General features: G+C 64.5%; 24 protein-coding genes, 2 pseudogenes and 4 riboswitches. Of the genes and pseudogenes, 11 read left to right on the top strand and 15 right to left on the bottom strand.

Annotated elements, in window-relative coordinates; all coding sequences use genetic code 11:
- Nucleotides 1–293: 293 nt before the first annotated feature.
- Nucleotides 294–1,478, bottom strand: coding sequence for an FAD-binding domain (locus G6N47_RS27425; protein WP_083134038.1), 1,185 nt, complete (start codon nucleotides 1,476–1,478; stop codon nucleotides 294–296).
- 104 nt (nucleotides 1,479–1,582) lie between these two features.
- Between G6N47_RS27425 and G6N47_RS27430 the strand changes: the two genes are divergently transcribed.
- Nucleotides 1,583–2,059 (top strand): SpoIIAA family protein, encoded by a 477-nt coding sequence (locus G6N47_RS27430; RefSeq protein ID WP_083134039.1) that lies wholly within the window; start codon nucleotides 1,583–1,585, stop codon nucleotides 2,057–2,059.
- Between the two features lie 16 nt (nucleotides 2,060–2,075).
- Here the strand turns inward: G6N47_RS27430 and G6N47_RS27435 are convergent.
- Together G6N47_RS27435 and G6N47_RS27440 are read right to left on the bottom strand one after the other, a co-directional pair.
- A pseudogene (locus G6N47_RS27435) lies at nucleotides 2,076–2,659 on the bottom strand (response regulator).
- A 71-nt stretch (nucleotides 2,660–2,730) separates the two neighbouring features.
- Nucleotides 2,731–3,735: a sensor histidine kinase gene (locus G6N47_RS27440; RefSeq protein WP_083134040.1), complete on the bottom strand. Its 1,005-nt coding sequence runs from the start codon at nucleotides 3,733–3,735 to the stop codon at nucleotides 2,731–2,733.
- Nucleotides 3,736–4,086: 351 nt separating this feature from the next.
- Here G6N47_RS27440 and G6N47_RS27445 point away from each other — a divergent pair, with 351 nt between their 5' ends.
- From G6N47_RS27445 to G6N47_RS27455, 3 genes are all read left to right on the top strand, one after another.
- On the top strand, nucleotides 4,087–4,386 hold the full coding sequence (locus G6N47_RS27445; RefSeq protein WP_083134041.1) for a PE family protein: 300 nt from the start codon (nucleotides 4,087–4,089) through the stop codon (nucleotides 4,384–4,386).
- Between the two features lie 14 nt (nucleotides 4,387–4,400).
- Nucleotides 4,401–5,684: a PPE family protein, SVP subgroup gene (locus tag G6N47_RS27450; protein ID WP_083134042.1), complete on the top strand. Its 1,284-nt coding sequence runs from the start codon at nucleotides 4,401–4,403 to the stop codon at nucleotides 5,682–5,684.
- Between the two features lie 111 nt (nucleotides 5,685–5,795).
- Nucleotides 5,796–7,346, top strand: a complete 1,551-nt coding sequence (locus G6N47_RS27455) for a DUF389 domain-containing protein (RefSeq protein ID WP_232080444.1) — start codon at nucleotides 5,796–5,798, stop codon at nucleotides 7,344–7,346.
- 152 nt (nucleotides 7,347–7,498) lie between these two features.
- On the opposite strand, the pseudogene G6N47_RS27460 reads toward G6N47_RS27455, so the two are convergent.
- The 10 genes and pseudogenes from G6N47_RS27460 to G6N47_RS27510 all read right to left on the bottom strand — a co-directional run.
- Nucleotides 7,499–8,036, bottom strand: a pseudogene (locus tag G6N47_RS27460) (ABC transporter ATP-binding protein); the annotation flags it as partial.
- Between the two features lie 143 nt (nucleotides 8,037–8,179).
- Nucleotides 8,180–8,791 (bottom strand): cation diffusion facilitator family transporter, encoded by a 612-nt coding sequence (locus tag G6N47_RS27465; RefSeq protein WP_083134044.1) that lies wholly within the window; start codon nucleotides 8,789–8,791, stop codon nucleotides 8,180–8,182.
- Between the two features lie 271 nt (nucleotides 8,792–9,062).
- On the bottom strand, nucleotides 9,063–9,692 hold the full coding sequence (narI, locus tag G6N47_RS27470; protein WP_211281514.1) for a respiratory nitrate reductase subunit gamma: 630 nt from the start codon (nucleotides 9,690–9,692) through the stop codon (nucleotides 9,063–9,065).
- A gap of 310 nt (nucleotides 9,693–10,002) precedes the next feature.
- Entirely contained in the window at nucleotides 10,003–11,532 is a 1,530-nt protein-coding gene (locus tag G6N47_RS27475) for a MutS-related protein (protein ID WP_083134046.1), read from the bottom strand.
- On the bottom strand, nucleotides 11,529–13,058 hold the full coding sequence (locus G6N47_RS27480; protein ID WP_083134047.1) for a MutS-related protein: 1,530 nt from the start codon (nucleotides 13,056–13,058) through the stop codon (nucleotides 11,529–11,531). The genes G6N47_RS27475 and G6N47_RS27480 overlap by 4 nt, the downstream gene beginning before the upstream one ends.
- A gap of 32 nt (nucleotides 13,059–13,090) precedes the next feature.
- A riboswitch (Fluoride riboswitch) is annotated at nucleotides 13,091–13,151 on the bottom strand.
- Between the two features lie 42 nt (nucleotides 13,152–13,193).
- On the bottom strand, nucleotides 13,194–13,478 hold the full coding sequence (locus G6N47_RS27485; RefSeq protein WP_045384667.1) for a WXG100 family type VII secretion target: 285 nt from the start codon (nucleotides 13,476–13,478) through the stop codon (nucleotides 13,194–13,196).
- A 67-nt stretch (nucleotides 13,479–13,545) separates the two neighbouring features.
- A complete protein-coding gene (locus G6N47_RS27490) occupies nucleotides 13,546–13,842 on the bottom strand; it encodes a WXG100 family type VII secretion target (RefSeq protein ID WP_083134036.1) in 297 nt (98 codons plus the stop codon).
- A gap of 73 nt (nucleotides 13,843–13,915) precedes the next feature.
- Nucleotides 13,916–15,067, bottom strand: coding sequence for a PPE family protein (locus G6N47_RS27495; protein WP_232080445.1), 1,152 nt, complete (start codon nucleotides 15,065–15,067; stop codon nucleotides 13,916–13,918).
- Between the two features lie 38 nt (nucleotides 15,068–15,105).
- Nucleotides 15,106–16,284: a PPE family protein gene (locus G6N47_RS30120; protein ID WP_179966480.1), complete on the bottom strand. Its 1,179-nt coding sequence runs from the start codon at nucleotides 16,282–16,284 to the stop codon at nucleotides 15,106–15,108.
- 12 nt (nucleotides 16,285–16,296) lie between these two features.
- Nucleotides 16,297–16,596 (bottom strand): PE family protein, encoded by a 300-nt coding sequence (locus G6N47_RS27510; RefSeq protein ID WP_083134762.1) that lies wholly within the window; start codon nucleotides 16,594–16,596, stop codon nucleotides 16,297–16,299.
- 306 nt (nucleotides 16,597–16,902) lie between these two features.
- Nucleotides 16,903–16,963: riboswitch (Fluoride riboswitch) on the bottom strand.
- A 169-nt stretch (nucleotides 16,964–17,132) separates the two neighbouring features.
- Here G6N47_RS27510 and G6N47_RS27515 point away from each other — a divergent pair.
- Nucleotides 17,133–17,435 carry a hypothetical protein gene (locus G6N47_RS27515; protein WP_083134761.1) on the top strand — a complete coding sequence of 101 codons (303 nt, stop codon included), beginning with the start codon at nucleotides 17,133–17,135 and terminating at the stop codon, nucleotides 17,433–17,435.
- Here the strand turns inward: G6N47_RS27515 and G6N47_RS27520 are convergent.
- Together G6N47_RS27520 and G6N47_RS27525 are read right to left on the bottom strand one after the other, a co-directional pair.
- Nucleotides 17,432–18,001: a histidine phosphatase family protein gene (locus G6N47_RS27520; RefSeq protein WP_083134760.1), complete on the bottom strand. Its 570-nt coding sequence runs from the start codon at nucleotides 17,999–18,001 to the stop codon at nucleotides 17,432–17,434. The genes G6N47_RS27515 and G6N47_RS27520 overlap by 4 nt on opposite strands.
- On the bottom strand, nucleotides 17,998–18,390 hold the full coding sequence (locus tag G6N47_RS27525; RefSeq protein WP_083134759.1) for a universal stress protein: 393 nt from the start codon (nucleotides 18,388–18,390) through the stop codon (nucleotides 17,998–18,000). Before G6N47_RS27525 ends, G6N47_RS27520 begins: the two co-directional genes overlap by 4 nt.
- 17 nt (nucleotides 18,391–18,407) lie before the next feature.
- Nucleotides 18,408–18,485: riboswitch (Fluoride riboswitch) on the bottom strand.
- A 58-nt stretch (nucleotides 18,486–18,543) separates the two neighbouring features.
- Nucleotides 18,544–18,617: riboswitch (Fluoride riboswitch) on the top strand.
- A gap of 50 nt (nucleotides 18,618–18,667) precedes the next feature.
- Between G6N47_RS27525 and G6N47_RS27530 the strand changes: the two genes are divergently transcribed.
- Genes G6N47_RS27530 through G6N47_RS27555 form a run of 6 tightly spaced genes read left to right on the top strand, consistent with a single transcriptional unit; the run spans nucleotide 18,668 to nucleotide 24,586 of the window.
- Complete coding sequence (locus G6N47_RS27530) at nucleotides 18,668–19,123, top strand: NUDIX hydrolase (RefSeq protein ID WP_083134758.1); 456 nt, start codon at nucleotides 18,668–18,670, stop codon at nucleotides 19,121–19,123.
- On the top strand, nucleotides 19,120–20,079 hold the full coding sequence (locus G6N47_RS27535; protein WP_083134757.1) for a respiratory chain complex I subunit 1 family protein: 960 nt from the start codon (nucleotides 19,120–19,122) through the stop codon (nucleotides 20,077–20,079). Before G6N47_RS27530 ends, G6N47_RS27535 begins: the two co-directional genes overlap by 4 nt.
- On the top strand, nucleotides 20,079–20,759 hold the full coding sequence (locus tag G6N47_RS27540) for a hydrogenase (RefSeq protein ID WP_083134756.1): 681 nt from the start codon (nucleotides 20,079–20,081) through the stop codon (nucleotides 20,757–20,759). The genes G6N47_RS27535 and G6N47_RS27540 overlap by 1 nt, the downstream gene beginning before the upstream one ends.
- Before the next feature lie 3 nt (nucleotides 20,760–20,762).
- The gene (locus G6N47_RS27545; RefSeq protein ID WP_083134755.1) at nucleotides 20,763–22,274 is read left to right on the top strand and encodes a proton-conducting transporter transmembrane domain-containing protein; all 1,512 of its coding nucleotides are present in this window, start codon (nucleotides 20,763–20,765) and stop codon (nucleotides 22,272–22,274) included.
- Entirely contained in the window at nucleotides 22,271–23,791 is a 1,521-nt protein-coding gene (locus tag G6N47_RS27550; protein ID WP_083134754.1) for a hydrogenase large subunit, read from the top strand. Before G6N47_RS27545 ends, G6N47_RS27550 begins: the two co-directional genes overlap by 4 nt.
- Nucleotides 23,792–24,586 carry an NADH-quinone oxidoreductase subunit B family protein gene (locus tag G6N47_RS27555; RefSeq protein WP_083134753.1) on the top strand — a complete coding sequence of 265 codons (795 nt, stop codon included), beginning with the start codon at nucleotides 23,792–23,794 and terminating at the stop codon, nucleotides 24,584–24,586.
- The last annotated feature ends 103 nt before the right edge of the window (nucleotides 24,587–24,689 follow it).

Below are 24,689 nucleotides of genomic sequence, written 5' to 3' on the forward strand. Positions count from 1 at the left end.
TGGCGCTAGATTGCTTTGCGTCAGGAGCCTCGGCTGCGCCATTGCCGGTGTCGTCGGCGTTGCAGATACGCCTCAATGCCAGGCCGTCGCGTGCGCGCCGTGATCGCCCTGTTTTCCGGCAGGGGCAGGCAGCAATATCCCGACGTCCTTGGGCGCCGTACTTCGGCTGCTACTCCGCGCACTGCCGCCTCCATGCCTTACCGGTACCCGCATAGCGCTCGGGCGATGACGTACCCGCCGAAGTACCCCGATAAACCGCGCATTTCTGGACATAGGAATCGCCTCGCGGGCATCTAGACGGCATATTCGGGCAACTCGATGTCGTCGCGAAACTCGCGTCGGACGGCCCAGTCGGCCACCTGCGGAACGTTCAGCAGTTTGGACGCCTGATTGCGGACCCATACACCCATCGACGTCTTCGGCGCGAACATCGCAGCGAAGCCCCGAGCCGACCGCTGCCTGGCCTCAACTATCGGCCGCAGCCGGCGTTCATAGCGGCGAAATGCCTCCTGGTGATCGGTGCCTGCGAGATTGAGCTCGCCCGCCAATACGTAGGCCTGCACCATCGCAAGCCCCGCACCCTCGCCCGCAAGCAACGAGACCGCGGCCGCGGCATCGCCGATGAGGGCCACCCGCCCCTGCGACCAGCGGTCCATGACGATTTGGCTAACCCGGTCGAAATACACATCGGCGACACCGTCCAGCTCGCGCAAGATCTCGGGGCACTCCCAACCGGCGTCACCGAAGACGTCACGCAGTGTGTTGTTGACCTCAGCCGAGTTTTGCGGATCACGTCCGCTCATGTGATCGGCCGTGAAAACGAACAGAAACAGCGTCCGGTCGTCGCGCATCGCGAACCGCCCCACCATCCGCCCCGGTGCGTTGTACGCGAGGTAGACGAGTTCGTCGCGCGGCCGATAACCCTCGGCTTCGAACGCGGCGACTCGATAACCGAGATCGGCCTCGAATGCTGCTTTGGCCCCGAACACCAAATCGCGCACCGGCGAATGGATGCCTCCGGCGCCAACGACCAAGTCGAATATCCGTGGCCGGCCGCGTTCGAAAGTAAGCCGTACCCCCGAGTCATCTTGAGTGATGGCCGAGACCGATTCACCGAAGTGGGTTTCGACATGACCGTCAATGCAGCGGTAGATCATCGCCGCAAGATCACCACGCGACACAGTGACGAACCGGCCATCGACGTTGCGCCGAAATGCATCCACCGAGAAGCCCCCCACCTCCCGCGAGTTCCGGTCCACCAGACGCACGTCCTGAACCGCATAACCGGTGCGATGCAATTCGGCGGTGAGCCCCATTCGTTCAGCGACGGCATATCCGCCACCCCAACAGTCGACGGCATACCCGCCCGTGCGGAGCCGCGGCGCCTTCTCGATCAGCGTCGGCTCGTGGCCGTAACGCCATAGCCAGTACGCGAGCGTCGGTCCGGCGATTCCGGCGCCGACAATGGCGACCCTCATAAGCCAACCTCCAAAGATGGAGTTATCAGCTATAGTAGCACTATGCAATAGTTGCACTAGTAAGCTGTGTCTCCGCATTAATCCACATTGAAAGAAGAGCCGTTGTGCTGAAGGAACTTACGGACATGCCCCACGGCATCCAGGGCCTGGAGGCCGTCGGGACGGTGACGGCCGAAGATTACCGGCGGACCTTTGCACCGATGGTCGAACGGGCGCGACGAACGGGCAGCCGGTTGCGCCTGCTGTACCAGTTCGGACCGAGCTTCCAGCGCATCACGCCAGGTGCACTGTGGGCGGACGCCCGGCTGGGATTCGCTTACGTGCAGCTGCTCGACGGCTGCGCGGTTACGAGCGACATCGGCTGGATTCGGACGTCAACGCACGGCATTGGCGCCTGGCTGCCGTTTCCAGTCCGGGTGTACGCCGACAATGAACGCGACGATGCTCTCGCATGGCTGGCCGCGCTACCGAAAGGCACTGAGGTGTCCGCACGTGACGTGGTCAAGGCCTACATTGGAGGGGTCTGCGCCGGGGCCGGGAGCCTAGCGAAGGCTGTCGTCTCCGAACGCAGTTGCCAGTAGTTGCGATCAACGCCCATCAGGGTTCGATCAGGCCGGTCCTGATCGCGTATCGGGTGAGTGCCAAGCGGTCGCGCAGGCCGAGCTTTTGCAGGGTATTGGTTCGGTGCCGGTCCACCGTTTTGGCGCTAATGCCAAGGGTATCGCGATTTCACGGGCCGAGTAGCCCTCGGCGATCAGTTTGAGCACTTCCTCTTCGCGTGACGTGAGAATGGTGTTGGGCAACGCGTCTCCGTGCTGTGCCAGCCGGAGATACTCGCGGATCAGCGCTGTCACCGCCCCGGCATATAGGAACGGTTCACCGCGCATGGTCGCCCGGCATGCCTCAAGCAAATCGCGGTCTGCCACCGATTTGAGAACGTAGCCAGATGCGCCCGCCTTGAGCGCTTCGAAGAAATACTGCTCGTTGTCGTGCATGGACAGAATCAGCATCCGCACGAGCGGGTACTTGCGGTTGATCTCCCGCGCAGCCTGCAGCCCGGTCATCCGCGGCATCGCGATGTCGAGGATGGCTAGGTCGACCGGGGTGCCGTCGAGGGCCGCAAGGGCCTCGCACCCGTCGGCGGCCTCGGCGACGACGCGCAGGTCAGGTTCGGCATCCAGGATCATCCGCAGGCCGCTTCGCACCAATGCGTGATCGTCGGCGAGCAGGATGCGCACCGGAGCGGGCACCATCACTGGCCCTGACCGGTCGTTAGCGGCACCACGAGTCTGACTTCGGTCCCTTCGTTACTCGGTGAGGTGATTGCCAAGGTCGCATCGACGAGCATGGCGCGCTCGCGCATACCGCGGATTCCTGCCCCGTTGGAGACCGCCCCGCCCTTTCCGTTGTCGGCGATCCGCAGGGTGAGTTCGTCTGCGGCGGTGTGCAAGTCCAACCAAACCTTGTCGGCGCCGGAATGGCGGGCGATGTTGGTCAAGCTTTCTTGAGCGACCCGATAGCAGACCAATTCGACATCGGTCCTGAGCCGGTCAGCTTGCGGCGCAATGTGTTTGATGACGCCGACGCCGCTCGCCTGAGTGAACTCGTTGCACAGCGCGTGCAACGCGCTCGGCAAGCCAAGATCTTCGAGCGCATCCGGGCGCAGCCGCCGAGCGATGCGACGCATCTCATCGAGGCTGGCCCGCAACGTTTCCTGCGTGCCCTTGAGCTCCCGGCGTATCTCCGGGGGTGCGCGGTCAACCGCCCGCTTGAGGCTGAGCAGCGCCACGGTGAGGGTCTGGCCGATCTCGTCGTGTAACTCCCGCGCGATGCGCTGACGCTCGGTCTCCTGCGCGGCCAGCGCCGCTGCGCTTGCGGACGTGCGCTCTGATTCGAGCCTGTCCAGCATGGCGTTAAACGATGTGATGAGGTGCTGTAGGTCACCCCGGTCGTGTAGGCGGGCGCTGCGCCGGGGCGGATCCACCCGCCACATGGATGCGGCGAGCCGATCCAGGGGCGCAAGCCTAGACCGCAGCAGCAGCGCGTTGGCGCTCAGCATGACCGCCAACCCCACGCCAAGAACCGGGATCTCGGTGAGCTTGACGGGCCACGACACGGTTGCCGGTGACATGACGAGCACCAGCGTGCCGCACGTAAAGATCAGACCGTTGATCAACACGACCCACCGGAACAGGCCACCTGCCGGGATCCGCGCTCGTCGTCGCGTCGCGTTGATGACCGCTGCTCGACGCGTCATGCCACCAGGGTGATCCGGGCGGTGGAGGTTTGTCCATACGGGTCTGCTCCCCCGCCGAATGGGTGTCAGACCCAATAGCCGATGGGTCGGTGCGCGACGGAAACTGGAGGTCAGGTGCAAAGGGTGTGGACGCGGCTGGATCGAACAGACGGTCCGGCAGTGGCATATTGCATCACATCGATACCCGGAACTGCGGCTCGTCGTGTCTGCCTCGCAGCGCAAGACCGCCTATCCGCGGGAGCCCGCTGTGGGCACATCGGTGTGACGGATGCCCTCGACCGCCCGCTCGGCGAGCCGTTTCGGCGCCATTTGTGTTGGGGGAACGCTATTTCGCCACGTTAGGAGGAACAGATGTCGTTCGTGACCACGCAGCCGGAGATGCTGGCGGCGGCGGCCGGCGACTTACAGGGCATCGGCTCGGCAGTGAGCGCCGCAAACGCGATCGCGGCTGCCCCGACAACCGGCGTAATCCCTGCTGCCGCTGATGAGGTGTCGGCGCTGACCGCGGCGCGATTCGCCGCCCAGGCTCAGCTGTATCAGGCGATCGGCGCCCAGGCCACCGCGATCCACGAACAGTTCGTGGCCACCATGACCGCCAGCGCCGGCTCGTATGCGGCCACCGAGGCGGCCAACGCCATTGCCGCCAGCTAAAGGACTGGGCAGCAATGGAATTCGCGATGTTGCCGCCGGAGGTCAACTCCGCCAGAATCTATGCCGGTCCCGGGTCCGGACCGGTGCTGGCCGCCGCCGCGGCCTGGGACGGGCTCGCTGCGGAGTTGGGCTCGGCAGCCGCCGCATATGAAGCGGTGATCTCCCAGCTGACCGGGGGGTGGTTGGGGCCCGCATCAACGGCTATGGCGGGTGCGGCCGCTCCGTACGCGGCGTGGATGCACACCGCCGCAACCCAGGCCGAGCAGACCGCTACCCAGGCCAAGGCCGCCGCCGCCGCTTACGAAACCGCGTTCGCGATGACCGTGCCGCCACCGGTCGTCGCCGCCAACCGGACTCAGTTGGCGACGCTGGTAGCGACCAACTTCCTAGGTCAAAACACCCCGGCAATCGCGGCCACGGAGGCGCACTACGCCGAAATGTGGGCCCAAGATGCCGCGGCCATGTATGGCTATGCCGGCAGCGCGGCCACCGCCTCGCAGCTGACACCGTTCGCCCCGCCGGATCAGGCCACCAACCCGGGCGGCGCGGCCAGTCAGGCCGCCGCCGTGGCCCACGCGACCGGTACTGCCGCCGGTACGCGTGTGCCCACCGCTGTCTCGTCAATCTCGGCAGCGCCCCAAGCACTGCAGAGCCTGGCAGCGGCATCGACTCCGGGTGATGCGCTCGCGCCGCTGGCCGCACCTGCCCTCGATGCCAGCCCCGCGTTGACCATGGCCGCGGCCGGCCTCGGGGCCGACCTCATCGGCTCGTTCGGGATAGATTCGGCCGGCTCGTTTGGTGTGGATTCGGCTGGCGTAGCTGTTGCTCTGCAGGCCGCGCAGATAGACACCGGAGGCGTCTTCCCGGGTTTTACCCCGTTTCCAGGCTGGGGCTGGCCACCGGTGTCGGCAGGCATGGGCCAAGCCGCCTCGGTCGGTGCATTGTCGGTCCCGCAGTCATGGGCAACAGCGGCCCCGGCATTCCGTCAAGTCGCCGCAGCGCTGCCGATGACCACCGCCGCCGCGGCCCCGGAAGTTGCCGCAGCGGGCTCGGGGCAGCTCTTCAGCGAGATGGCCCTGGCGAGCATGGCCGGCCGCGCCCTCGGCGGCACCGCCGGAATGGGACGTAGGGAAAGGTCCGCGCCGACTCGTGCAAGTGCCAACCCGTCGCGGCGGTCGCCGATCGGACCGGTGACCGGAATCGCCGCAGAACTGCGCGAACTCGCCGAACTGCGGGACTCCAGGATTCTGACCGAGGAAGAATTCACCGAACAAAAGCGATGCCTTCTCGGTCACTAACCGCGCCCCACCGAAGGCGTGTCGATGAACGCGCCTCATCGCCTGGCAGCGGTTTGATGGATGGCATCAGCGGGCAGCCGATGCCAACATCGATCGAAATCGAGGGGGACGGTGGGAACGGGCGCGGTGACGCGGTTGGTGTCGAGAGTGTCGTGGCCGGTCTATCGGCTACCCGACGAAGACCGCAATTCGGTCATGGATGCCCTGATGGTGTCGCCGTCGAGCGCAGCGATAGGGCGATTCGCAGTCCTGATGTTTCTGTCCAGCCTGGTCGCCGCGATCGGGCTGCTGCAGAATTCGGCCGCGGTTGTGATCGGCGCGATGATGATCGCGCCGCTGATGTCGCCGATCATGGGCATCGCAACCTGTCTGATCATGGGCTGGGGACCGCGACTGGTGCGCGGCTTGGCGCTGGTGTCGGTTTCCGTGGCGGGTGCCATCGCGGTGGGATGGCTCATGGCGATCTTGTTGCCCCCGGCGGGAACGGGGCTGCCCGCCCAACTTGTCGCACGATCCAGCCCCGACATTCGAGACCTGCTGGTTGCGTTGGGCGCCGGCGCCGCGGGAGCGATCGCCACCGTGCACAAACAGATTTCCGTCGCGTTGCCCGGCGTCGCAGTAGCGGTCGCAATAGTGCCGCCACTGGCGGCAATTGGCGTGCTGCTAGGCCGCGGTCAGCCCGACTTGGCACGTGGTGCGGCGCTGCTGTTTCTGACCAACCTGGTCGGCATTGTGCTGATGGCAGCGGTGGTGTTCCTGCTGACCGGCTTGGTTCCCAGCGAGATGTTCCGCACCCGGCGCGGCCAGATCCTTACCTCTCTGGCTATCGCCGCCGTCTGCGCGCTGGCTGTCGCGTTGATCCTCACGCCGCGCTTCATCGCCGTCACCCGCCAGGCCCACGAACTCAAGGTCGCCACGCAAGCAATCACCGATCTGCTCGACTCGGGCAGCCGACTCAGCCGTATCACGACCTCCGACAACACGATTCGAGCCGACATCACCGGCCCCACGGCTCCCCCACCGGTACAGGAGGTGGCAGCCAAGCTCAGCCGGGCGCTGGGCCACCCAGTTACCGTGCAGTTGGGGTGGATACCGATGCGCGACCCCGAACACGACCAGCCGGACACGCCGCAGCTGCCGCTGAACGAGCTGAGCCCCCTAGTCGAAAAGTGGCTGGCCGCACAATCATTGAGCTTGAAAGGGCTCAGCTATGAGGCCGCGACGTTGGTTGTCTCCACCGCCGGGCCGCACCCACCCAAGAGTTCCGAGAACCTGGCAGCGTTACTCAATGCGCACTACCACCACCGCATCCCGGTCAGCCTGGCCTGGACCCGAACCCCCGGCACCGTCGGATCCAACGGCGCCCAAACAGCACTCGCTACCGCACGCGACACCGCCGCCAAATGGGCATCGTCCAAACCGGGCACCACAGTCTTGAGTGTCGACGGCTCCGCCACCGCGATCACCGTCACCCTGATCGGCCAAACCCAACCCGACGTCGCCACCCTGCAAACCGACCTGCAGACCGCACTTCCGCAAGCCACCATCACCATTCAATGGGTATCCGGCGGACTACTGGTCGTCGCACCGCCCACACCGACGCCCAAACCCACGGGGGCACCCGGGCCGACGACCAGTCCACTAACGCGACCACCGCGATAACTCCGGGACGCCGACCACCACCACAGTCCCGCCAAGTGCCTGGATAGGGGCCGCAAAAAGGTGTTCGTCGATCGATACCCGCAAAGGGTGTGCGTTATCAGCGACGCATGGCCTTGTCGGCGCAAATGGCCGCGATCCTGGCACTTGCTAGGTTAGCTGCGCGCTCCCTCAAGGGAATCGAGGATTGGATCGCGCGCCTTGGGCGGCACCGTGTCCAAGTTCTCCCGCAACCGGGCCTGATGGCGTGCAAGGGCCTTGCGTTCGGGCATGCCGGGAGTGGGCTGGATCTGCGGCGGCAGCCCTGTGAGCTCTTCGACGCCGCCGCCGTGATGGCCGGCCTCCACGTGAGCCTGCTCCTCGGCCATGGTGGCCTCGTCCTTTTCCTCCGACGTGCCGATCGGGCCGATCCGGCGGCCGTTGAGGAACTGTTTCACGACCGGCTCATCGCTGGTTAACAGCACCTCGCGCGGCCCGAACATGATCAGCTTGCGGCGAAACAGCATGCCGATATTGTCGGGCACCGTGCGCGCGAGCGACATTGATGTTGTGCGTGACGATCAGAATCGTGGCGTCGATCTGGGCGTTGATGTCGATCAGCAGCTGGCTCAAATAAGCGGTGCGGACCGGATCCAGACCGGAGTCAGGCTCATCAACCAGGATGATTTCCGGGTCGAGCACCAGAGCGCGCGCCGGACGGCGCGAGGGTGGCGAGCCTCATCGCCAGCCGCGAAACAAGTTGTCGTGGTTACTTTCCACGTTACAGCGGGGCGGAACGGCAGGCTAGTCACCGAAAGCCAAGGCGCCCGGCTGCGGAACCGCTTGCTCCGCTGGATTTAGTCGTGCGCCGGCATCGGCGTGAAGAAAATTTCCCTGATCTCACGCAGCGCGTAGAGCACGAGCACGTAGCCGGCGAGCGGGTCAGCCCACCACCAGCCGATGACGCTGTTGAGTAGCAGGCCGAGCAGCACAGCGGCGGCCAGCAGGCCGTCGATCAGGGTTACCCGGCCTTCTGCAGCGAGCACCGGGTTACCCAGCACGGCGCCGGTTCGCGTCTTGCCGAACGCAAACGCGAACATCGCCACTGCAGTGATCGCGGTCCACCCAATGCCCAGAGACGAGTGATCGGGGTGAAAGCCAGTGACTAGCACCATCGTTGACTGCACCAGCAGATACGCCGCCAGCGCTCCGAAGCCGGCGCCGATGAGCCGCAACGCGAACCGTTGACGGGCTTCTCCCGTTCCGGAGAGCTCCCAGATCACCACCAGGGAGGCGCCGATCTCTATCAACGAGTCCAAGCCAAAACCGGCGAGGGCCACCGATTTCGCCTCGATAGCCGCCACCGCGAGGACCACAACACCGACCACGTTCCAGGCCAGGGTGGCGTATTCAAGGGCAAATCCACGCCACAGCAAGGACCGGCGCGCGGCCTCGTCGGGGTGAGTCATCAGAGCCAGTCTCACATGGAGGCATTGGTTTGACGGAAACTTCGCCGGTTACGAACAGAATAAGATCGCCAGGCTGGGCGCCGAAGCCGGGCGTCCCTATCGGATGACACACTGCCGGCTCACCCGGGATTAACACAGCGATAGGTTGGTCTCAGTAAGGGACACCAATCTTTCGCCACTTCCGCCCGCCGGTGCCCGGCTCTTGGGGCTGCTTCGCGACGCGGCTGCGGATGACAATATAGGGCCGCCACAAGTACCACAGCGGATAGCTTCACGCATGGACCAGGCGGCTGAACGGCCACACCAAAAAGATCGCCCACGACGCGACGGCGTGCAGCTGGTAGAGCCACGGGGCGCTGGTGATCGCCTTGACGTTGGGGTGCAAGGCGAACAGGCTGCGGAACCAGACGCCGACGGTGTTGCGGTACTCGTAGTGCGAGGTGTCCTCGATGCCGAGGGTCAGGAAGATGCCCAGCAGCACGATGATGCCGAGCAGGATCAGCGCCAGGTAGTCGACGGCACTGGTGGTGGCGCGCACGCGGGGGATGGCGGTGCGGCGGAACGTCAGGATGCCGGCGCCGATGAGGATGCCGACGGCGGCGGTCGACCCGGCGACGGCGGAGAAATCCTGGTACCAGGTCTCGGGGATGCCGAGCCAGTCGGTGAACTCCTTGGGCACCAGGATGCCCAGGACGTGTCCGGCGATCGCGGCGAACGTGGCGTAGTGGAATAGCGGCGAGCCCCATTTGAGTAGCCGGCGCTCCTGCAGCTGGGTCGAGCGGCTGGTCCAGCCGAACTGGTCGTAGCGCCAGCGCCAGATGTGGCCGACGACGAAGACGACGAGCGCGATGTAGGGCAGGATCACCCACCACCAGATGTTCCAGGTGGTCGTCGTTTCCATTGCTATCGTCTCGGTTTCACCTGTAGCGGGTCCCGATCACGACTCACACTTAATGCGGAACCCATACAGTGGCACCCCGTCACCGTCAACGAATACACCGCTGGCGGCGACCACCTCCGCGCCCACCCTTGAACAGCGCCGCGTTTCCACTGTCAGATTGTCGACGGATGCAGTCCCGACGGCAGCGGCACGCGCGCTCTCGTAACTTTCGTGGACCGAGGTGGAATCGGAGTGACCCGTGCAAGTATCCGCGAAAGTGGTGACGGTCAGCAGGTAAATCATGATTCCCAATCCTCTTGCCTAACAAAGCTCAATGGGAGCGCACTGGTTGGGCAGCCGTCTGTGCTGACATGCCGAAGACCCGCCGGAAGGAGTCTTCGCCATAGCTGGTGGGTTCGGGTTCGGCAGGCGTCAGTCGGAAGGTGCGCGCACCGTTGGGACGCCGCTCGGCCCGCAGGAACAAGTCGGCGGGATTGTGGCGCACATAGAGGCTGTGGGCGAGGTCGTAAAGGTGAGTGACGTAAACGACTTTGACGCCGCGCTCGGTCATCGCGTGAATGACGCCCCGGGCGATCTGCGACCCTTCGCGTTCATTGGTCGAGGCGAACGATTCGTTGCACAGGAGCAACGATGTCGAGCCGAGGTGGTCGGCGATCGCGCTCATCCGGGCAAGTTCTTCGTCGAGTTTGCCGTGTGTGAGGCCGGCGTCTTCTTCCCGCTTGAAATGGGTGAAGACGCCGTTCCGCACGTTGGCCGTCAACGATTGCGCCGTAACGAACATGCCGGCTTGCATCATCACTTGCGCCGCGCCCAGGCTGCGCAGAAATGTCGACTTACCGCCCTCATTGGCACCCGTGATCACAATCAGCGACTTGCCGTCGGCGTCGATGTCGTTGCCGATCACCTTCTTTGCGCTGGCCAGACAAAGACCCACGTCCCGCAGGTCACGGCATTCGAACTGTGGTGACTCGATCGGGGTCGGGACGGGAAAGCACGTCGGGACGCCGAATTCGTTGAGCCACGTGTGCAAATTCAGGCAGCCGAGGTAAAACGCGAGTTCGGTGCGCAGCCGCCCAAAGAAGCCCTGCACATGGTCGGCGGACTGTGCGACGGCGTTGGCGACATCGTTCATGGCACGCCCAGCCAATTCAGTGAGGGCTTGTGCCCCTGCCTCGTCACGGTCTGCGATGACAAATCCATAGCTGTCGTTGAGGTTTCCGGTCAGCTTTTCCCACCAGCTTCGCTTGGGCGGCTGGTGCAGGATGTGCCGTTCGCCCTTGTTACCCAGCCCGAGCTGAGCGCTCAGCAGGACACCACGCGGTAGCTGCAGTTCGCTTAGGTGCTCGTCGAGCTGGCTCCGGTAGTCGTCGGACAGTTGCTCGCCGACCATCGCCAGCAACTGGCGAAATCCAGCAGAACGAAACTGATCGCCGTGCTGATCACAGAGGCTGCGCAGTTGTTTGAGATTCTCGGTGAGAAACTCGAGGACGCGAACCGAGCGACGCAAGATCGCCTCCGGATGCCGGGCCATCAGCCCGCCGAGAAAGACCTTGCGCCGTACTTCGACTCCGTCGACAGCGACGTCGTACATCTGTTGGACCACAGCGCGATTCGCCAGGCAATCAGCCAGCACCTGTTGGCGGTAAACGATCACATCGGGATCGGTGACGTTGACCGGCACCACTTTCTTGGCCGTCTCCAGCAGAAATGGATCACCGGCCGCCATGGCGTCGTAGAGTCGCGAAAGTTCGAGGTCATCGTCGATGAGATCCTGCAGCTGCCACGGGAGCTGTGGCTCGAAGGTGATGTGGCGATCGGGATGGAGCAAGCGAACTTTCATCGGCTGATCCTTCGCTGCAGGACGTCGTGATTGAGTCCGTACTTGTCGGCTAACGCCGCGGCATACGCAAGGCCGTCGGCCCGCCGGCGGGTGAATTTGAATGTTCGTCGTGTCGGGTCGTCTTCCGCTACTCCGCCAACCATGCTTACGCATGCCGGGGCGAGACTGGCCAATTCGTCGAGGAAGGTGACGTAGACGGCGACGCAACCCAGTCGGATGATGCGCTCGAGCACTTCGGTGCCGATCAGCAGTGCGTCGTTGGCAGTGGTGGACGAGAAGCTTTCGTTCATGACGATGATGCTGGCGTCGGTAGCGCGGGACAGGATGTCATGAATCCGCACGAGCTCGTCGTCGAGCTTGCCGTGCAACGTCGCCAGGGTTTCTTGCCGTTCGAAGTGGGTGTAGATCCGGTCGGGAAGCATGAACCGTGCACGGCTGGCGGGGATCGGACAGCCTAGTGACGCAAGATATGCGCACTGCCCGATGGTTCGGGCGAATGTGGTTTTGCCGCCCTGGTTAGGGCCTGTGACGACGAATATCCGCTCGCCGTCCGATAGCCGAAAGTCGTTGCACACGACCGGCTTGCCGTCGTCGATCGACTTGATCGCCAGCGCCAGGTCGAAGGCATCCTCGACGTACACAGCACCGGCTTCCGAGGTGACATCGGGATAGCTGAAGGCAAGTCCGGCCTTAGTGAAGCGATCGATGAACGAGCGATAGGCCAGGTAGAAGCGAACCTCATGTTCGAAGCGGGCAAGAGTGCGTTCGACAAAGTGCTCGTTTCGGCGGCAAAAGTCGTCGAGCAGCTTGAAGGTATCCGGATACAACTTGGCCACGCAGTCGAGAATTTGCTCCTCGACGTGGTTCATATCGGCGAAGTCTTTAAGGGCTACGTGGTAGTCCTTGCGTGCTTCGGTGGCGAAACGTTCGAACACCGCGACAACCCCGCGACTGTAATCGGGTTGTCCGTCGAACCTGTCGACATGGACCCGCAAGCCTTGGATATGTACGGTGTAGCGCACCTTGTGCAACTCGGCCTGCACGGCTTCGGTGTCAGCCACCAATTTTTTGAAGGTGTCGCTGTCGACATAGCGCGCCAGGTAATCGGCGACATCCCGCAACCCGGGCGAAGCCACCTCGATGCGGGCGAGATCGTCGCGCAGCATTGCCATCGCGGCGCAGTAAGCCTCGACGGCGTAGATAAACCAGCCCTGCTGCTGCAGTGGATGCCACAGTTTCTTGGCCTGCTGCAGCCGGTTTCGCATCGTCCGCATGCCGTCGACGAAATTGTCGATTGGTCGGCGTATGTGGTCGTGATCGAGGTCGCGGAAGACCTGCTGCCGATACTCGACGGTCGCCACGCCGTGCAATGGCGCGTAGAAGAACTGGTCGAGATGCTCCTCGGCGTGCCCGATTGTCGCCGCGCCGATGACTTGATCCAGGAGTAGGTCGGGAAAGCACTCCGGTGGGTTGTCCGCACCAGTCCGCGCGCCGGAACCCGGGAAGAGGATGCTGGTAAAACCCACTTGCCTCACCTGCTTCCAACCCGCGGTTCGTTCACGTGGTAGAAGCCATCAGCCGGTGCGGCGGTCAAGGCGAGCTTCATCGCCTTGCTCTATGGTACGCCGCAACCGACCTGGCTTGCCAATACCGCTGGCGCGTTAGGCCCAGCTGGAGCCGACGGCGGAGTCGGTGGACGCCATGTTGGAGCCGGCGGTTTGGACTTTTTGGCCGTGGGCATTGGCCTGTTCGTAGATGACCTGGAAGTTGCGGCCCAACTGGGTGATGAACTCCTGGCAGGCCGTGGAGCCGGCGCCGCCCCAAAAGTCGCCGGCGGCAAGGACATCGCGGATGATGGCCTGGTGTTCGGCTTCCAACGAGGCGGCCTGGGCGCGGATCAGTGCGCCGTGGGCGTCGACGTCGCCGAATTGGTAGTTGATGGTCATGGTGGTTTCTCCTCGTTGTCTGGTCGGCGACCCGCCGCGCCCGGCTGCGCCGCGCTTGCGATCGCCTCTAGCTGGACAGGATCTGCTGGGACGTTTGTTCTTGGGCCTCGTAGTTGCCCGCGTCGCGGATCAGTCCGTCGCGCACACCGTGGAGCATGTTGACGATGTTGCGGAATGCGGTGTTCATTTGGCCCATGGTGTCGTAGGAGGTGGCCTGGGCGGTTCCGCTCCAGCCGGCTCCGGCGATGTTTTGGCTGGAGGCCCACATTTTGCGGGCTTCGTCTTCGACGGTTTGGGCGTGCACGTCAAAACGGCCCGCCATGTCCCGCATGGCGTGCGGGTCGGTCATAAACCGGGTAGGCATGAAATCTCCTTTTACTAGCGGTCATTGGAACTTGGTCGTTGCGAGATGGTGTGAACGGCTGCCCCCCTTTCTGTCATCCAGCCGCTGGCGAGCGTGGCACCACGCTGTTGGTGCGCAGTTTCGCGGCAACGTTGCTGACCCCCCGTCCGGCCAATGTGCCGAGTAGGGCTTCCCCGAACATGCCGGGTGACATCGTTGTCGAAACCGCCGGAGCGGCTGCGGTACTGGCGACCGGTAATGCGCTCGCAGAGCTAGTAGGCAGCGTGGCAGTCGCCGCCCAGGTTTGCGGAACCGAGAGCGTACCGACCAGACTGGCGCGGCCCATCCCCGCTGACACCATCGAGCCGCCCGCATTCACGGGGACAGCCGGCGCTGATGGCCCGGTCGATCCCGCCAAGAACGGTCCGATTCCCTGAGCTTCGTCACGCATTGCGTTGATGGCTATGGCACGGTTCGTTGTCGCGATAGATGCTCCCGAGAACGACGAACTCGAGACCGACGCTGTCGCGCTCGTGATGGAGGGGATCTGCAGCAGCAGGTCTGTCGGCGTCGGTAGGGCGGGTGGCGCGGGGGCCTGCGCCGGCGCGGCCAGTTGCTGCATCGCCATGGGTAGTTGAGCGAGCAACTGCGAGGTTGCAGTCTGCGACGGGCTGCTCGCGGCCTGCGCAGCCGCAGCCGTTTGCGCGGCCACCCCGGCCGGGTCGGTGGTGCGCGGCGGGTCCGCGAACGGTGCCAGCTTCGACGCGGTCGCCGACGAAGCGGCATACCCGTACATCGCGCCGGCATCCTGAGCCCACATCCGGTCGTACTCCGCTTCGGTGGCAGCGATCGCCGGACTGTTCTGGCCGAAGAAATTACCGGAGATCAGCGACATCAGTTGGGTGCGGTTGGCCGCTATCAGCGGCGGCGGCACCGTCATCGCGAACGCCGACTGGTATGCACTTGCTGCATTCTGCGCTTGCAGGGATGTCTGCTCGGCCTGAGCGGCAGTGCTGCGCATCCATGTCACGTAGGGAGCGATCGCACTGGCCATCATCGTCGAAGACGGGCCCTGCCATCCCGAAGTGGTAAGGCCGCTGATCACCGAACCGTAGGCGGCGGCTGATGAGTTGAGTTCATGAGCGAGCTGGCTCCATGCGGCGGCGGCGGCCAGCATCAAGCCTGAGCCGGGACCGGAATATATTCTGGCGGAATTGATTTCCGGGGGAAGTGCTCCGAAGTCCATGTCTGAAGACCCTTTCTCAATTGGCGGTCTGAAGTTGGTTAGCCGGCGGCCGGTGAGCGCACAATGACGGGTTTGCTCTTTTCGCGAGGACCGTCGAATCCGTGAGGAGAGAGCATGCCCAACATCGATTGGCTGAACGTACTCCCCGGGACAGGCGGCATACCGGTGGTTGCAGCCGGCGCGGCAGTGATGCCGGATTCGGGCAATGTCAGTGCGACAGTTCGGATCTCCGGTGCTGCCGTCGCCCAGGTAGGCGGTGCCGACAAAGACCCGACCATGGTGGCGCGGCCCATACCCGCCGACACTGCGGGCACCGCTGCCCCACCCAACCGGACTGGGCTGCTCGAGACGAGGCGGGCAGCTGCAGACTTTTCCGCGTCCTGAGCTTCTTGGAATGCAAGGCGCGCGTTGAGGATGGAAATACCGCGCGCCGAGGTAGCGGCGTTGGTGAACGAGAGCGCGGTGTTGATGACATTCGGGATGCGCTCCGCCGTGCCCACTAAGAACAGCGGGGAAATGCCCGTCGGCGGGGCGGGCGCTTGCAGCGGGGCGGGCGCTTGCAGCGGGGCGGGCGCTTGCAGTGGGGCGGCCATCGTGGACAGCAGCTGTGGCACTGTCGTCGACTGGGTCCCGGCAGCATTGCCCACTGCGTGAGCTACCGCGCCCGATTGTGCGGCCAGCCCGGCCGGATCGGTGGTGGGCTGTGGCGGTGTGAATGGAGGCAATTGACTTGCAGCAGCTGATGATCCGGCATATCCGTACATGGCGGCCGCGTCTTGAAGCCACATCTCGGCGTAGTGCGCCTCGGTTGCCGCAATCGCCGGCGCGTTCTGCCCGAAGAAATTCGTTGCGACCAAAGTCATCAACAGACTGCGGTTGGCGGCAATCACCGGCGGCGGAACCGTCATCGCGAACGCGAGTTCATAGGCCGCCGCCGCCGCCATAGCCTGGGCACCGGTCTGCTCGGCTTGCGCAGCGGCGTTGTGCAACCACGCCACATACGGCGCGGCAGCCGCGGCCATCGCCAATGACGCCGGTCCAGACCACCCCGTGCCGGTCAACTCGGACACAACGGATCCGTATGCCGCCGCGCTCGCCGATAGCTGGGCAGCAAGCGCGTGCCAGGCCGCCGCAGCTGCCATCATCGGACCCGATCCGGGACCGGAATACATTCTGGCCGAGTTGATCTCCGGCGGTAGAACTCCGAAATCCAGCACATACCCTCCGTCTCAGCCGGTCGCAATGGCGTTGGCGGCCTCGGTGGCGGCGTACGAGCCGGCACTGGTTCCGAGGGTGCTGACGAACATCTCGTGAATGGCGGCGGCCTGGGCGCTGACCGCTTGATAGAGGTGCCCCTGGGCGGCGAACTGCGCCGCCGTCAACGCCGACACCTCGTCGGCGGCCGCAGGTACCACTCCGGTCGTGGGAGCGGCCGCGGCACCGTTTTCGGCGCTCATTGCTGAACCGATCCCGGCCAAGCTGCCTGCTGCTGCCGTCAGAGCTTCCGGCTGCGCTGTTACGAATGACATGGATTTCCCTTTCTCTACGACATCTCTCTACGAGCGCGATAAACGCTGGATAATTCTGAAGTTAGGCGACCTCCCCTTCGGTTGATGATTCCGATCGTCTTCGCTTCGTTAGTCAACGAGAATGCCGTCGCAGCAGCGGCGTTCGGCGCATTCGGGAGTGCTTCGGCGCGCGTCGGTTAATCGACAGCCGGAATACGTTGCGCTCCTGGCCTGCACACGCGTCGGTATCGGAAATTGCGTGGGGGAGCGAGAATACGCTGTGATTCGGGTTCGCCGCCATCGGCACCTGCCTTCACCCTGACTCAGTCACGGGTAGAAGCCATCAGCCGGTGCGGCGGTTAAGGCGAGCTTCATCGCCTGGAGCCGAGGTTACACTTCGGCCGGCGCGGCTGGCAATCAGTTTGTCGGGATCGATTTGTAGCGGATAATTGGAGACGGCGGTGGGGCTCGCCGCAACCGCGATGTCGCCGACAGTCCCTAGACATCTACCGGGAATGAATAAGGCGCATGTCTAATAGAGCACCGCAGGAGCCATCATGAGTTCGCCGCTGCGACCCATTCCGGACCCGGCGCAATTCGACATCATGTTTTCGCTGCCACCCGGGGGCACCGACAACGGGGCGTGGGCCAGCGCATGGGCCGAGCTCGCCGATCTGCAGCCCGGTGATGTCGAGCCAGTGCTCGCACTGCTCGCGGAGGCGGACATCGGCGGGTATGTCGCGACGCCCGGTGGCCGCGGGTCGCGCACCGCGAAGCGGATGATCAACCGGCTATGGGTCGACTCGGTTCAATACCACCACGCCGAAGACGTGCTGATGGCTTACTTCCGGGCCCACTAATCAGGCGTGCAATCGTAGGCGTCGACGCGCCAGCGGCCGCCGACGAGGCTGAGCTGATTCCAGCATGCGGTTCGTTGCGGGACATGGTCCAAGGTTGGGTCCAGTTGTGACAGCAGCGCGCGGTTGAACGCGTCATGAGACACCATCACAACGGGTCCCGGTCCGTGTTCGGCCACCAGCTCGAAAAACGCCCGTCGCGCGCGATCGGCCAATGCAGTCAGCGGCTCGACACCGGGCGCGGAATCGACGCTGCCGTATTGGCATTCGACGGCGTCGCGACGAAGCCCGGTCATCGGCCCGTAGTCGCGGTCGTTGAGCCGTGCGTCGATGGTGACCGGGACACCCGCAGCGCGGCCGATCGCCTCGGCGGTCGCCACCGCTCGCTGCAACGGACTGGAGACCACCACGGTCGGGCGTTTGCCGGCGAGAACCTCGGCGAGTCGTGCTACTTCGGCGATGCCCACTTCGTCCAACGGTGGGTCGCTCAACCCACGCAGTCGCCCCTCGGCGTTAAGCGCAGTACGGCCATGTCGGGCGAGGTAGACCCGCGTCGCGCCCGTCGTCACGTCGGACCGCCGTATTCGGGAACCACCACGACAGGGCGGCGGCTGTGCCGCAACACATTTCGCGCGACAGAGCCGGTCACCACATGCCCCAGGGCGGCCTCGGGGCCGTGTTGCGGCCGGCCCACCACGAGCATCGACGCCGAATGCTCGTCGGCGACCTGCACAAGCACTTCGGCCGGGTCGCCGCGAATCTGGTGGTATGTCCACTGCAAGTCCGCCGCGCCGAGAGCATCCGCCACCCGCTGACGCTCTGCGTCGAAGTCTGCACCTCGTCCGTTGACGACGTGGACGACATGCAACGGCACATTCAACGCACCTGCTAGTTCGCCGGCAAATACCAGGGCGGCCCGGCCGGCCGGGTGACGGTCGTATCCGACGACCAAAGCCACGGTGATCTCCTCACTGCACCTGTGCAGGAACCATTAGCCTGTTCGGCGGTTCGGGCGCTCCGGCACCCCGGCGGAGATCCATCGCCACCATCCACCTTAGGCCATCGACCAACGTGCGTGTTCTGCTTGACCAAGCCGAATTTGCGTTGGTTAACTAGTGGCGGCGATGGTGCCCGCCGGGAAGTCGTCTTCCAAACCGTCACATGGCTGATGGCGCCTGCGAACGAATGGAGTCGCAGGTGATCTATGCACTTCCCTGTCCGGGCGCGCCGGCACCATGACGTCGGCCGAGGACTCACTAGTCGAATTACGTTGTGCGGTAGCCGTCGTCCGTGGCGACGCGGTGCTGTTGATAGAGCCTCCCGACCGCGGCGATTGGGTACTGCCCGGCGGACGCCCACACCCACACGAAGGCATGGTGTCGTGCGCGCGGCGAGAGACCCGTGAAGAGACCGGGCTTGACGTCTTCCCCAATAGGTGTGGCCTTGTGCTGGAAGTCAACGACCGCCTCAGGGACCGTCGCATCGTCGAGCTGGTGTTCGTCGCCGAGGAGTTCGACGCAGCCTCGCAGGTCGCCGGAGAGGCGGGCCGGCGGCCGGCGTGGGTGAGTTGGGACGAGTTGAAAACGATTACGCTGCACCCGCCCATCGCCGGATTCCTTCCGGACCTTCGTCGTGGTGGCTACGCCCGCTACCTCGGCAATATGTGGCGCCCGGAGCCCGGTGATTCATGACAGCACTGCCGCTACCGTTGATTCAAGGTTTGCAGGTGGCCACCGTCGCGGGTGGCGCCCCAGGTGTCAGCGGGTTCATCGCGTGGTTCGAGGCCCGCCTGCAGGGCCGGCGCGGGCCGCGCATCCTGCAGCCCTATTTCGACCTGGCCAAGCTCTTCGGCAAGGAGTCGCTCACACCAAACGGCGCCGGCCCGATTTTCCGGCTGGCACCAGTGGTGTCCTTCGCCTGCTATCTCACCGTTCCACTGTTGATCCCGGTGCTCACCACCTACGCGCTGCCATTGGGATACATGGCCGACGTACTCGGTGGAGGACTGATCCTGGCATTCGCCAGCTTCCTGGTCGCCGTCGGTGCGGCCGAAACCGGTGACTCCTACGCCCAATTGGCGTCCAGCCGGGCCAAGACCTTTGCCGCGATCACCGAGCCGGTCATGCTGCTGGTCTTCTTCACCGCGGCGATGATCAGCACAACCGATTTGCCCTATGTCATCGGAGCCACCGTCCGCAGCGGGCCAGACCAAATCGTCCGTCCCGCACACCTGCTCGCCTCCGCAGCGCTGTTCATGGTGATCATCTACGAAACCGGGCGCATCCCCATCGAAACCCACACCGGCACCATCGAATTCGGGATGATCGAAACAGGCCGCACCTTCGAATACTCAGGACCCGATTTGGCGCTGTTGCACTGGGGCTCGGCGGCCAAACAACTGGTGCTGTACGTCATCCTGCTCAACGTCTTCGTAGCGCCCTGGGGAATGGCGGCGGGTGCATCGCCGATCGAGGTTGGATTGGCCATCCCCGCGATCTTGGGGAAAGCCGCGCTGCTCGGTGCTGCAATTGCGGTGCTGAACAACAGCTATGCCAAGCTGCGGCTCTACAAGATCACCGAATTCGTCTCGGCCGCATTGCTGTTGGCAGTCTTGGCGGTGTTCACGCTCTACCTGGGAGGCGGCTGATGGCGTTGGCGGGCAACCAGTTCGTTCCCACGGTCTACGACGGAACCGCCAACACCGTGGCGCTGATCGTGCTGCTGCTGGAGTTCGGGATGTTGCGGCAAGCGATGCTGCGCGGCCAGGTCCGGCTGTACGCAGGGCAGTCATTCGCGGTCAGCGTGCTGGCCGGCGTCGTCGCCTTCCACCATCATGTTCCCGAGCTGTACGCGCTTGCCGTGTTGTCGTTCTTGCTCAAAGTGATCGCCGTCCCGCTGCTGGTGTTCGGGCTGCTTCGGGAAGCCCCTGAAGAGATCGCCGGCAGCGGAGTGCTCGGTGTGGCAACCGAAGTGCTGATCTCGATCGGCATCGGTGCGTTCGGGTTTTTCGCCGTTGGTGTTCTCGGTATCCATTCCGAAATGCTGCCCACCACCGCGCTCAGCTTGTCGGTGGCGGTAGTGCTGGTGGCCTTCGTGCTGATGATCGTTCGGCGCGACGTGGTCAGTCAAGCCATCGGCTTCTTCTCGCTGGAAAACGGCGCGTCCCTGGCGAGCATGGTCGTAGCAGCGGGAATGCCGCTCATCCTCGAGGTCGCGTTCTTGTTCGACCTGCTGGTGGCCGTCGTGGTATTCGGGGTGCTGATGCGCACCCACCATCGGCGGACGCGGTCGCTGTCCACGGCATCGCTCGATCGGCTCCGGGGGTAGCCGATGTCCGCGGTGATGGTGCTGCTCATTGTCCTGCCGTTGCTCACCATGCTGGTGTGTACCGTTGCGCCACACGGAGTTGCCGCGGCTGCCACCGCAGTTACGGGGATCATCGCCCTCGTGCTGGCAGCGATACTGGTGCCGGCCAGTCTCAACCACACCCTCACGGCGCTGCGGTACCTGCGCGCCGATGCACTTTCTGTCGTGTTCCTGCTGGGCACCTGCTTCGTCTATGCGGTCGTCGGGGTGTATTCCATCGGATACCTCGGCGACGAAGCGCGTGCTGTTCGATCCGACACCGCCGAGGAGCAGGCGCTGTTCGCCCGCTATAGCACCCAGTTCTATTTGGGGGTCAACGCCTTTGCCTGGTCGATGATCTGCGCACCGCTGGTCAACGGTCTGGCCCTGCTGTGGATTGCCGTGGAAATCACCACCGTCGTCTCGGCGCTGTTGGTGGCGCTGGACAACACCGAAGGCGCAACCGAGGCCGCGTGGAAGTATGTGCTGATCGCGTCGTCCGGGCTCGGCATCGCGCTGCTGGCCACAATTTTCATGTACTACTCGGGCGCGCAGGTTCTCGGCCAGTCCTATGATCTGGCGTTCGACCCATTGATCACCGCCGGCAACCAATTGTCCCAGACGCCGGTACGTTTGGCGTTCGTCTTGGCGGTGGTGGGTTTCGGCACCAAGGTGGGACTGTTTCCGGTGCACACGTGGCTGCCGGATGCGCATGCCGAGGCGCCGACACCGGTGTCGGCGCTGCTGTCGGGGTCACTGCTGGCGGTGAGCTTCTACGCGATCCTGCGCTATTACCAGATCACCGTCGCGGCCCTCGGGCCGCGGTTTCCGCAGATCGTGCTGTTGGTCTTTGGTGTGCTGTCGTTGCTGCTGGCGGCGCTGTACCTACTCGAGCAGCGTGATATCAAGCGGCTGCTCGCTTATTCGAGCGTCGAGCATATGGGCATCATTGCGATCGGTGTCAGCTTCGGCGCGTCGATTGCGTTTTCGGGTGTGCTCTTGCATGTTCTCGCGCACGCCGCCGCCAAGGCCAACGCGTTCATGGGGGCCGGTGTGCTGGTGCGCAAGTTCGGGACCAAGGAACTCGCCCGGATGGCACAGGGCATCGGGCTGCTTCCGTGGTCGGGTCCGATGTTTTTGGTCGCCGTTTTCGCTTTGTCGGCGATGCCGCCGTTCGCCTTGTTCCGCAGTGAGTTTCAAATTGTTGCCGGCGGCTTCACCCACGGCCGCAACGTGGCCACCGCGGCGCTCGTCATCCTGGTCAACCTCGCGTTTCTGGGGCTGACGTGGGCGACGACGCGGATATTGTTTCGACCGGAGCCAGAAGCGCCGAGCGCGGACGGGTCTACATTGAGTGCCGGCGAGCCGAGCCGCTGGATGGTGGCACCGGTCGCGGTAGGAGTGCTGGTTCTCGTGGTGTTGGGGGTGGCACCGCCGTCGGATTTGGTCGATCTGCTCCACCACGGTGCGGCCGAGTTGATGGTGGGTACGCGATGAGCATCGCGGTTACGATCACCGTCACCGACCTGGATCTGAATCAGTGGCGCATGCAGATCCGCGACCGTGTCACAGCGGGTGAGCGATTCGCGGGGCTATACAGCACCCATCGTGGCGACGCGGCACAACTGCACGCGCTACTCGTCGGCGGCGATTCGGTCAGCTGTCTGCGGGCCGGCCTGTCGCCGCAAACCAACGGCTCGCTGTCGTATCCGTCGCTGACGCCCGAAGTGCCGGCGGCATTTTGGTACGAACGCGCACTACACGATCTGTCCGGTGTGATACCCCTGGGCCACTCACGGCTGGATCCGCTGCTGCTGCCTCGCGAGCCAGGGCAGCCGTCGCCGCGGCCGGGCAACTCGGAGCAGGCCGCACTGGAACGCCACATCCATTCTCGCGCCGCGGAGCAACATGGGCCCGTCGACGTCAGGGGTGGCGGCGTCTTCACGTTGCCACTCGGACCGGTGCGCTCCGGCGTGTTCGAATCGATCGAATTCCTGATCGAAACACCGGGCGAGGACATTCCGCATCTGAACATCCGGCCGCATTACAAGCATCGCGGAATCGCCAAGCGGTTCGAGACATTGCCAGTAGCCGACGGAATCCTGGTTGCCGAACGGGTGGAGGGCATCGCCTCGATCGCGCACGCGCTCGCTTTCGCCCACGCTGTCGAAACGCTCGCAGGTGTCAGCCCACCGCCGCGCGCGCAGATGGTGCGGGTGATCCACGCCGAGCTGGAACGCATCGCGAACCACCTCGACGTGGTCATGCGGCTCTGCGACGCCGCCGGGTTGGCCGTCCCCATCGCTCGATTCGGGTGGCACAAGGAGTTGGTGTTGCGATTGGTGTCGGCGCTGTGCGGCAACAGATTCGGCCGCTCGGTGGTCTGCCCCGGCGGTGTCAACGCCGAGCCGCGACTCCCGCCCGCGGGCATTTCCGAACAAGTCGCGGTGATCCTGCGACGCATCCGTGGCGACCGCGACGCACTCATGGTCGACGCGTCGTTCCTCGACCGGCTGCGAGGAACCGGACATCTCGACCCCGCACTGGCCGCGTCGCATGGCGCACTCGGACCGGTCGGCCGCGGCTCCGGATACGACGATGATGCTCGTCGCCGCGCCTACGACGGCTACGTCCAACTGCCGGCCGTCGACGGCGCTGTAGTGCAGGACGGTGGTGACGCCTTGGCGCGACTACGGGTGCGGTGGACCGAAATCGACATCTCGGCCGAGCTGATCGCCCGTGCCTGCGACCGGCTTGCAACCATGTCCGATACCGCACTCGCAATGCCGATACCCGACGTCGACGGCTTTGCATTGGGCTGGGCGGAGGCGCCGCAGGGCGAGGTGCTGTACGGGCTGGAGGTCCGCGACGGGGCGATCGTGCGTTGCTTTGCGCGCTCCGCCTCTCTGCACAACATGTTGCTTTTTCACGACGTCTTCCAGGGCGACGTGTTCACCGACTTCCCGTTCATCGAGGCGAGTTTCGGGCTGTGCTACGCCGGGGTGGCGATGTAGATGGCGTGGGCGTTCAGAGGGCTGCGCAACGGAGTTGTCACGACTGCGTGGCCGAAGGGTGCAGACGAGTACTTCGACGGATTCGCCGCGTCAGTCCGGGTGCTCGATTCCGGCTCTGCCGTGCCGGATTCGGTTGCCGACGCGGCCGCTGCCTGTCCCACCGATGCTATTTCGGTGGAGCCGAGGCCACAGCTGGATCGCGGGCGCTGCATTCTGTGCGGGCGGTGCGTTCGCCTGGCCCCAGATTGGTTCGCATGGGAATCGGGGTGTGGCACAGCAGACCTGGCATGCCGGGCATTGGTGGTTGGTGATGTCGAAGAAACCGACGAGGCGTTGGCGCAGCTGCGAGCCAGCTTGGCCCGGCGGGTGCGGCGGCTGCGCCGTTCGGTGCACATTCGTCATGTCGACACCGGATCAAACGGCAGCGACGAGTGGGAGATCCAGGCGCTGACCAATCCGGTCTACGACGTGCACCGGTTGGGCATCTTCTTTACCGCCAGCCCCCGTCACGCGGACATTTTGCTGGCAACCGGTATCGGCGTTGCCGGGATGGTCGAGCCGCTGCGCCGCACGCTCGAGGCGATGCCGGAGCCGACCGTCGTGATCGCCGTTGGCACCGACGCCATCAGCGGAGGCATCCTCGGCGGCGGATATATCGGCGGTACCGGGATATCCGAACATGTTCCGGTTGATGTGTGGGTGCCGGGCGCGCCGGCCTCGCCGTTCAGCGTGCTGCACGGCATTCTGCTGGCGCTGGATCGCGTGCCCGCGGGAATCACAGGGGGCACGCGGTGATCGCCGTCGGGCTGGTGTTGACTGCCGCGGCAGTCGTCCTCAGCTGGTGCGCAGGGCTTGACCGTCGCAGGGGCGCACAGGTAGGGCTGGAGACGATGGCGTC

The sequence above is a fragment of the Mycobacterium branderi genome, from assembly GCF_010728725.1.
Classification (GTDB): domain Bacteria; phylum Actinomycetota; class Actinomycetes; order Mycobacteriales; family Mycobacteriaceae; genus Mycobacterium; species Mycobacterium branderi.

Coding starts and splice junctions, on each gene's coding strand:
- G6N47_RS27425 (WP_083134038.1), bottom strand. CDS start 1,478: ATGAGGGTCGCCATTGTCGGCGCCGGAATCGCCGGACCGACGCTCGCG.
- G6N47_RS27440 (WP_083134040.1), bottom strand. CDS start 3,735: ATGACGCGTCGAGCAGCGGTCATCAACGCGACGCGACGACGAGCGCGG.
- G6N47_RS27445 (WP_083134041.1), top strand. CDS start 4,087: ATGTCGTTCGTGACCACGCAGCCGGAGATGCTGGCGGCGGCGGCCGGC.
- G6N47_RS27450 (WP_083134042.1), top strand. CDS start 4,401: ATGGAATTCGCGATGTTGCCGCCGGAGGTCAACTCCGCCAGAATCTAT.
- G6N47_RS27465 (WP_083134044.1), bottom strand. CDS start 8,791: ATGACTCACCCCGACGAGGCCGCGCGCCGGTCCTTGCTGTGGCGTGGA.
- narI (WP_211281514.1), bottom strand. CDS start 9,692: ATGGAAACGACGACCACCTGGAACATCTGGTGGTGGGTGATCCTGCCC.
- G6N47_RS27475 (WP_083134046.1), bottom strand. CDS start 11,532: ATGAAAGTTCGCTTGCTCCATCCCGATCGCCACATCACCTTCGAGCCA.
- G6N47_RS27485 (WP_045384667.1), bottom strand. CDS start 13,478: ATGACCATCAACTACCAATTCGGCGACGTCGACGCCCACGGCGCACTG.
- G6N47_RS27490 (WP_083134036.1), bottom strand. CDS start 13,842: ATGCCTACCCGGTTTATGACCGACCCGCACGCCATGCGGGACATGGCG.
- G6N47_RS27495 (WP_232080445.1), bottom strand. CDS start 15,067: ATGGACTTCGGAGCACTTCCCCCGGAAATCAATTCCGCCAGAATATAT.
- G6N47_RS27510 (WP_083134762.1), bottom strand. CDS start 16,596: ATGTCATTCGTAACAGCGCAGCCGGAAGCTCTGACGGCAGCAGCAGGC.
- G6N47_RS27515 (WP_083134761.1), top strand. CDS start 17,133: ATGAGTTCGCCGCTGCGACCCATTCCGGACCCGGCGCAATTCGACATC.
- G6N47_RS27530 (WP_083134758.1), top strand. CDS start 18,668: ATGACGTCGGCCGAGGACTCACTAGTCGAATTACGTTGTGCGGTAGCC.
- G6N47_RS27535 (WP_083134757.1), top strand. CDS start 19,120: ATGACAGCACTGCCGCTACCGTTGATTCAAGGTTTGCAGGTGGCCACC.
- G6N47_RS27540 (WP_083134756.1), top strand. CDS start 20,079: ATGGCGTTGGCGGGCAACCAGTTCGTTCCCACGGTCTACGACGGAACC.
- G6N47_RS27545 (WP_083134755.1), top strand. CDS start 20,763: ATGTCCGCGGTGATGGTGCTGCTCATTGTCCTGCCGTTGCTCACCATG.
- G6N47_RS27550 (WP_083134754.1), top strand. CDS start 22,271: ATGAGCATCGCGGTTACGATCACCGTCACCGACCTGGATCTGAATCAG.
- G6N47_RS27555 (WP_083134753.1), top strand. CDS start 23,792: ATGGCGTGGGCGTTCAGAGGGCTGCGCAACGGAGTTGTCACGACTGCG.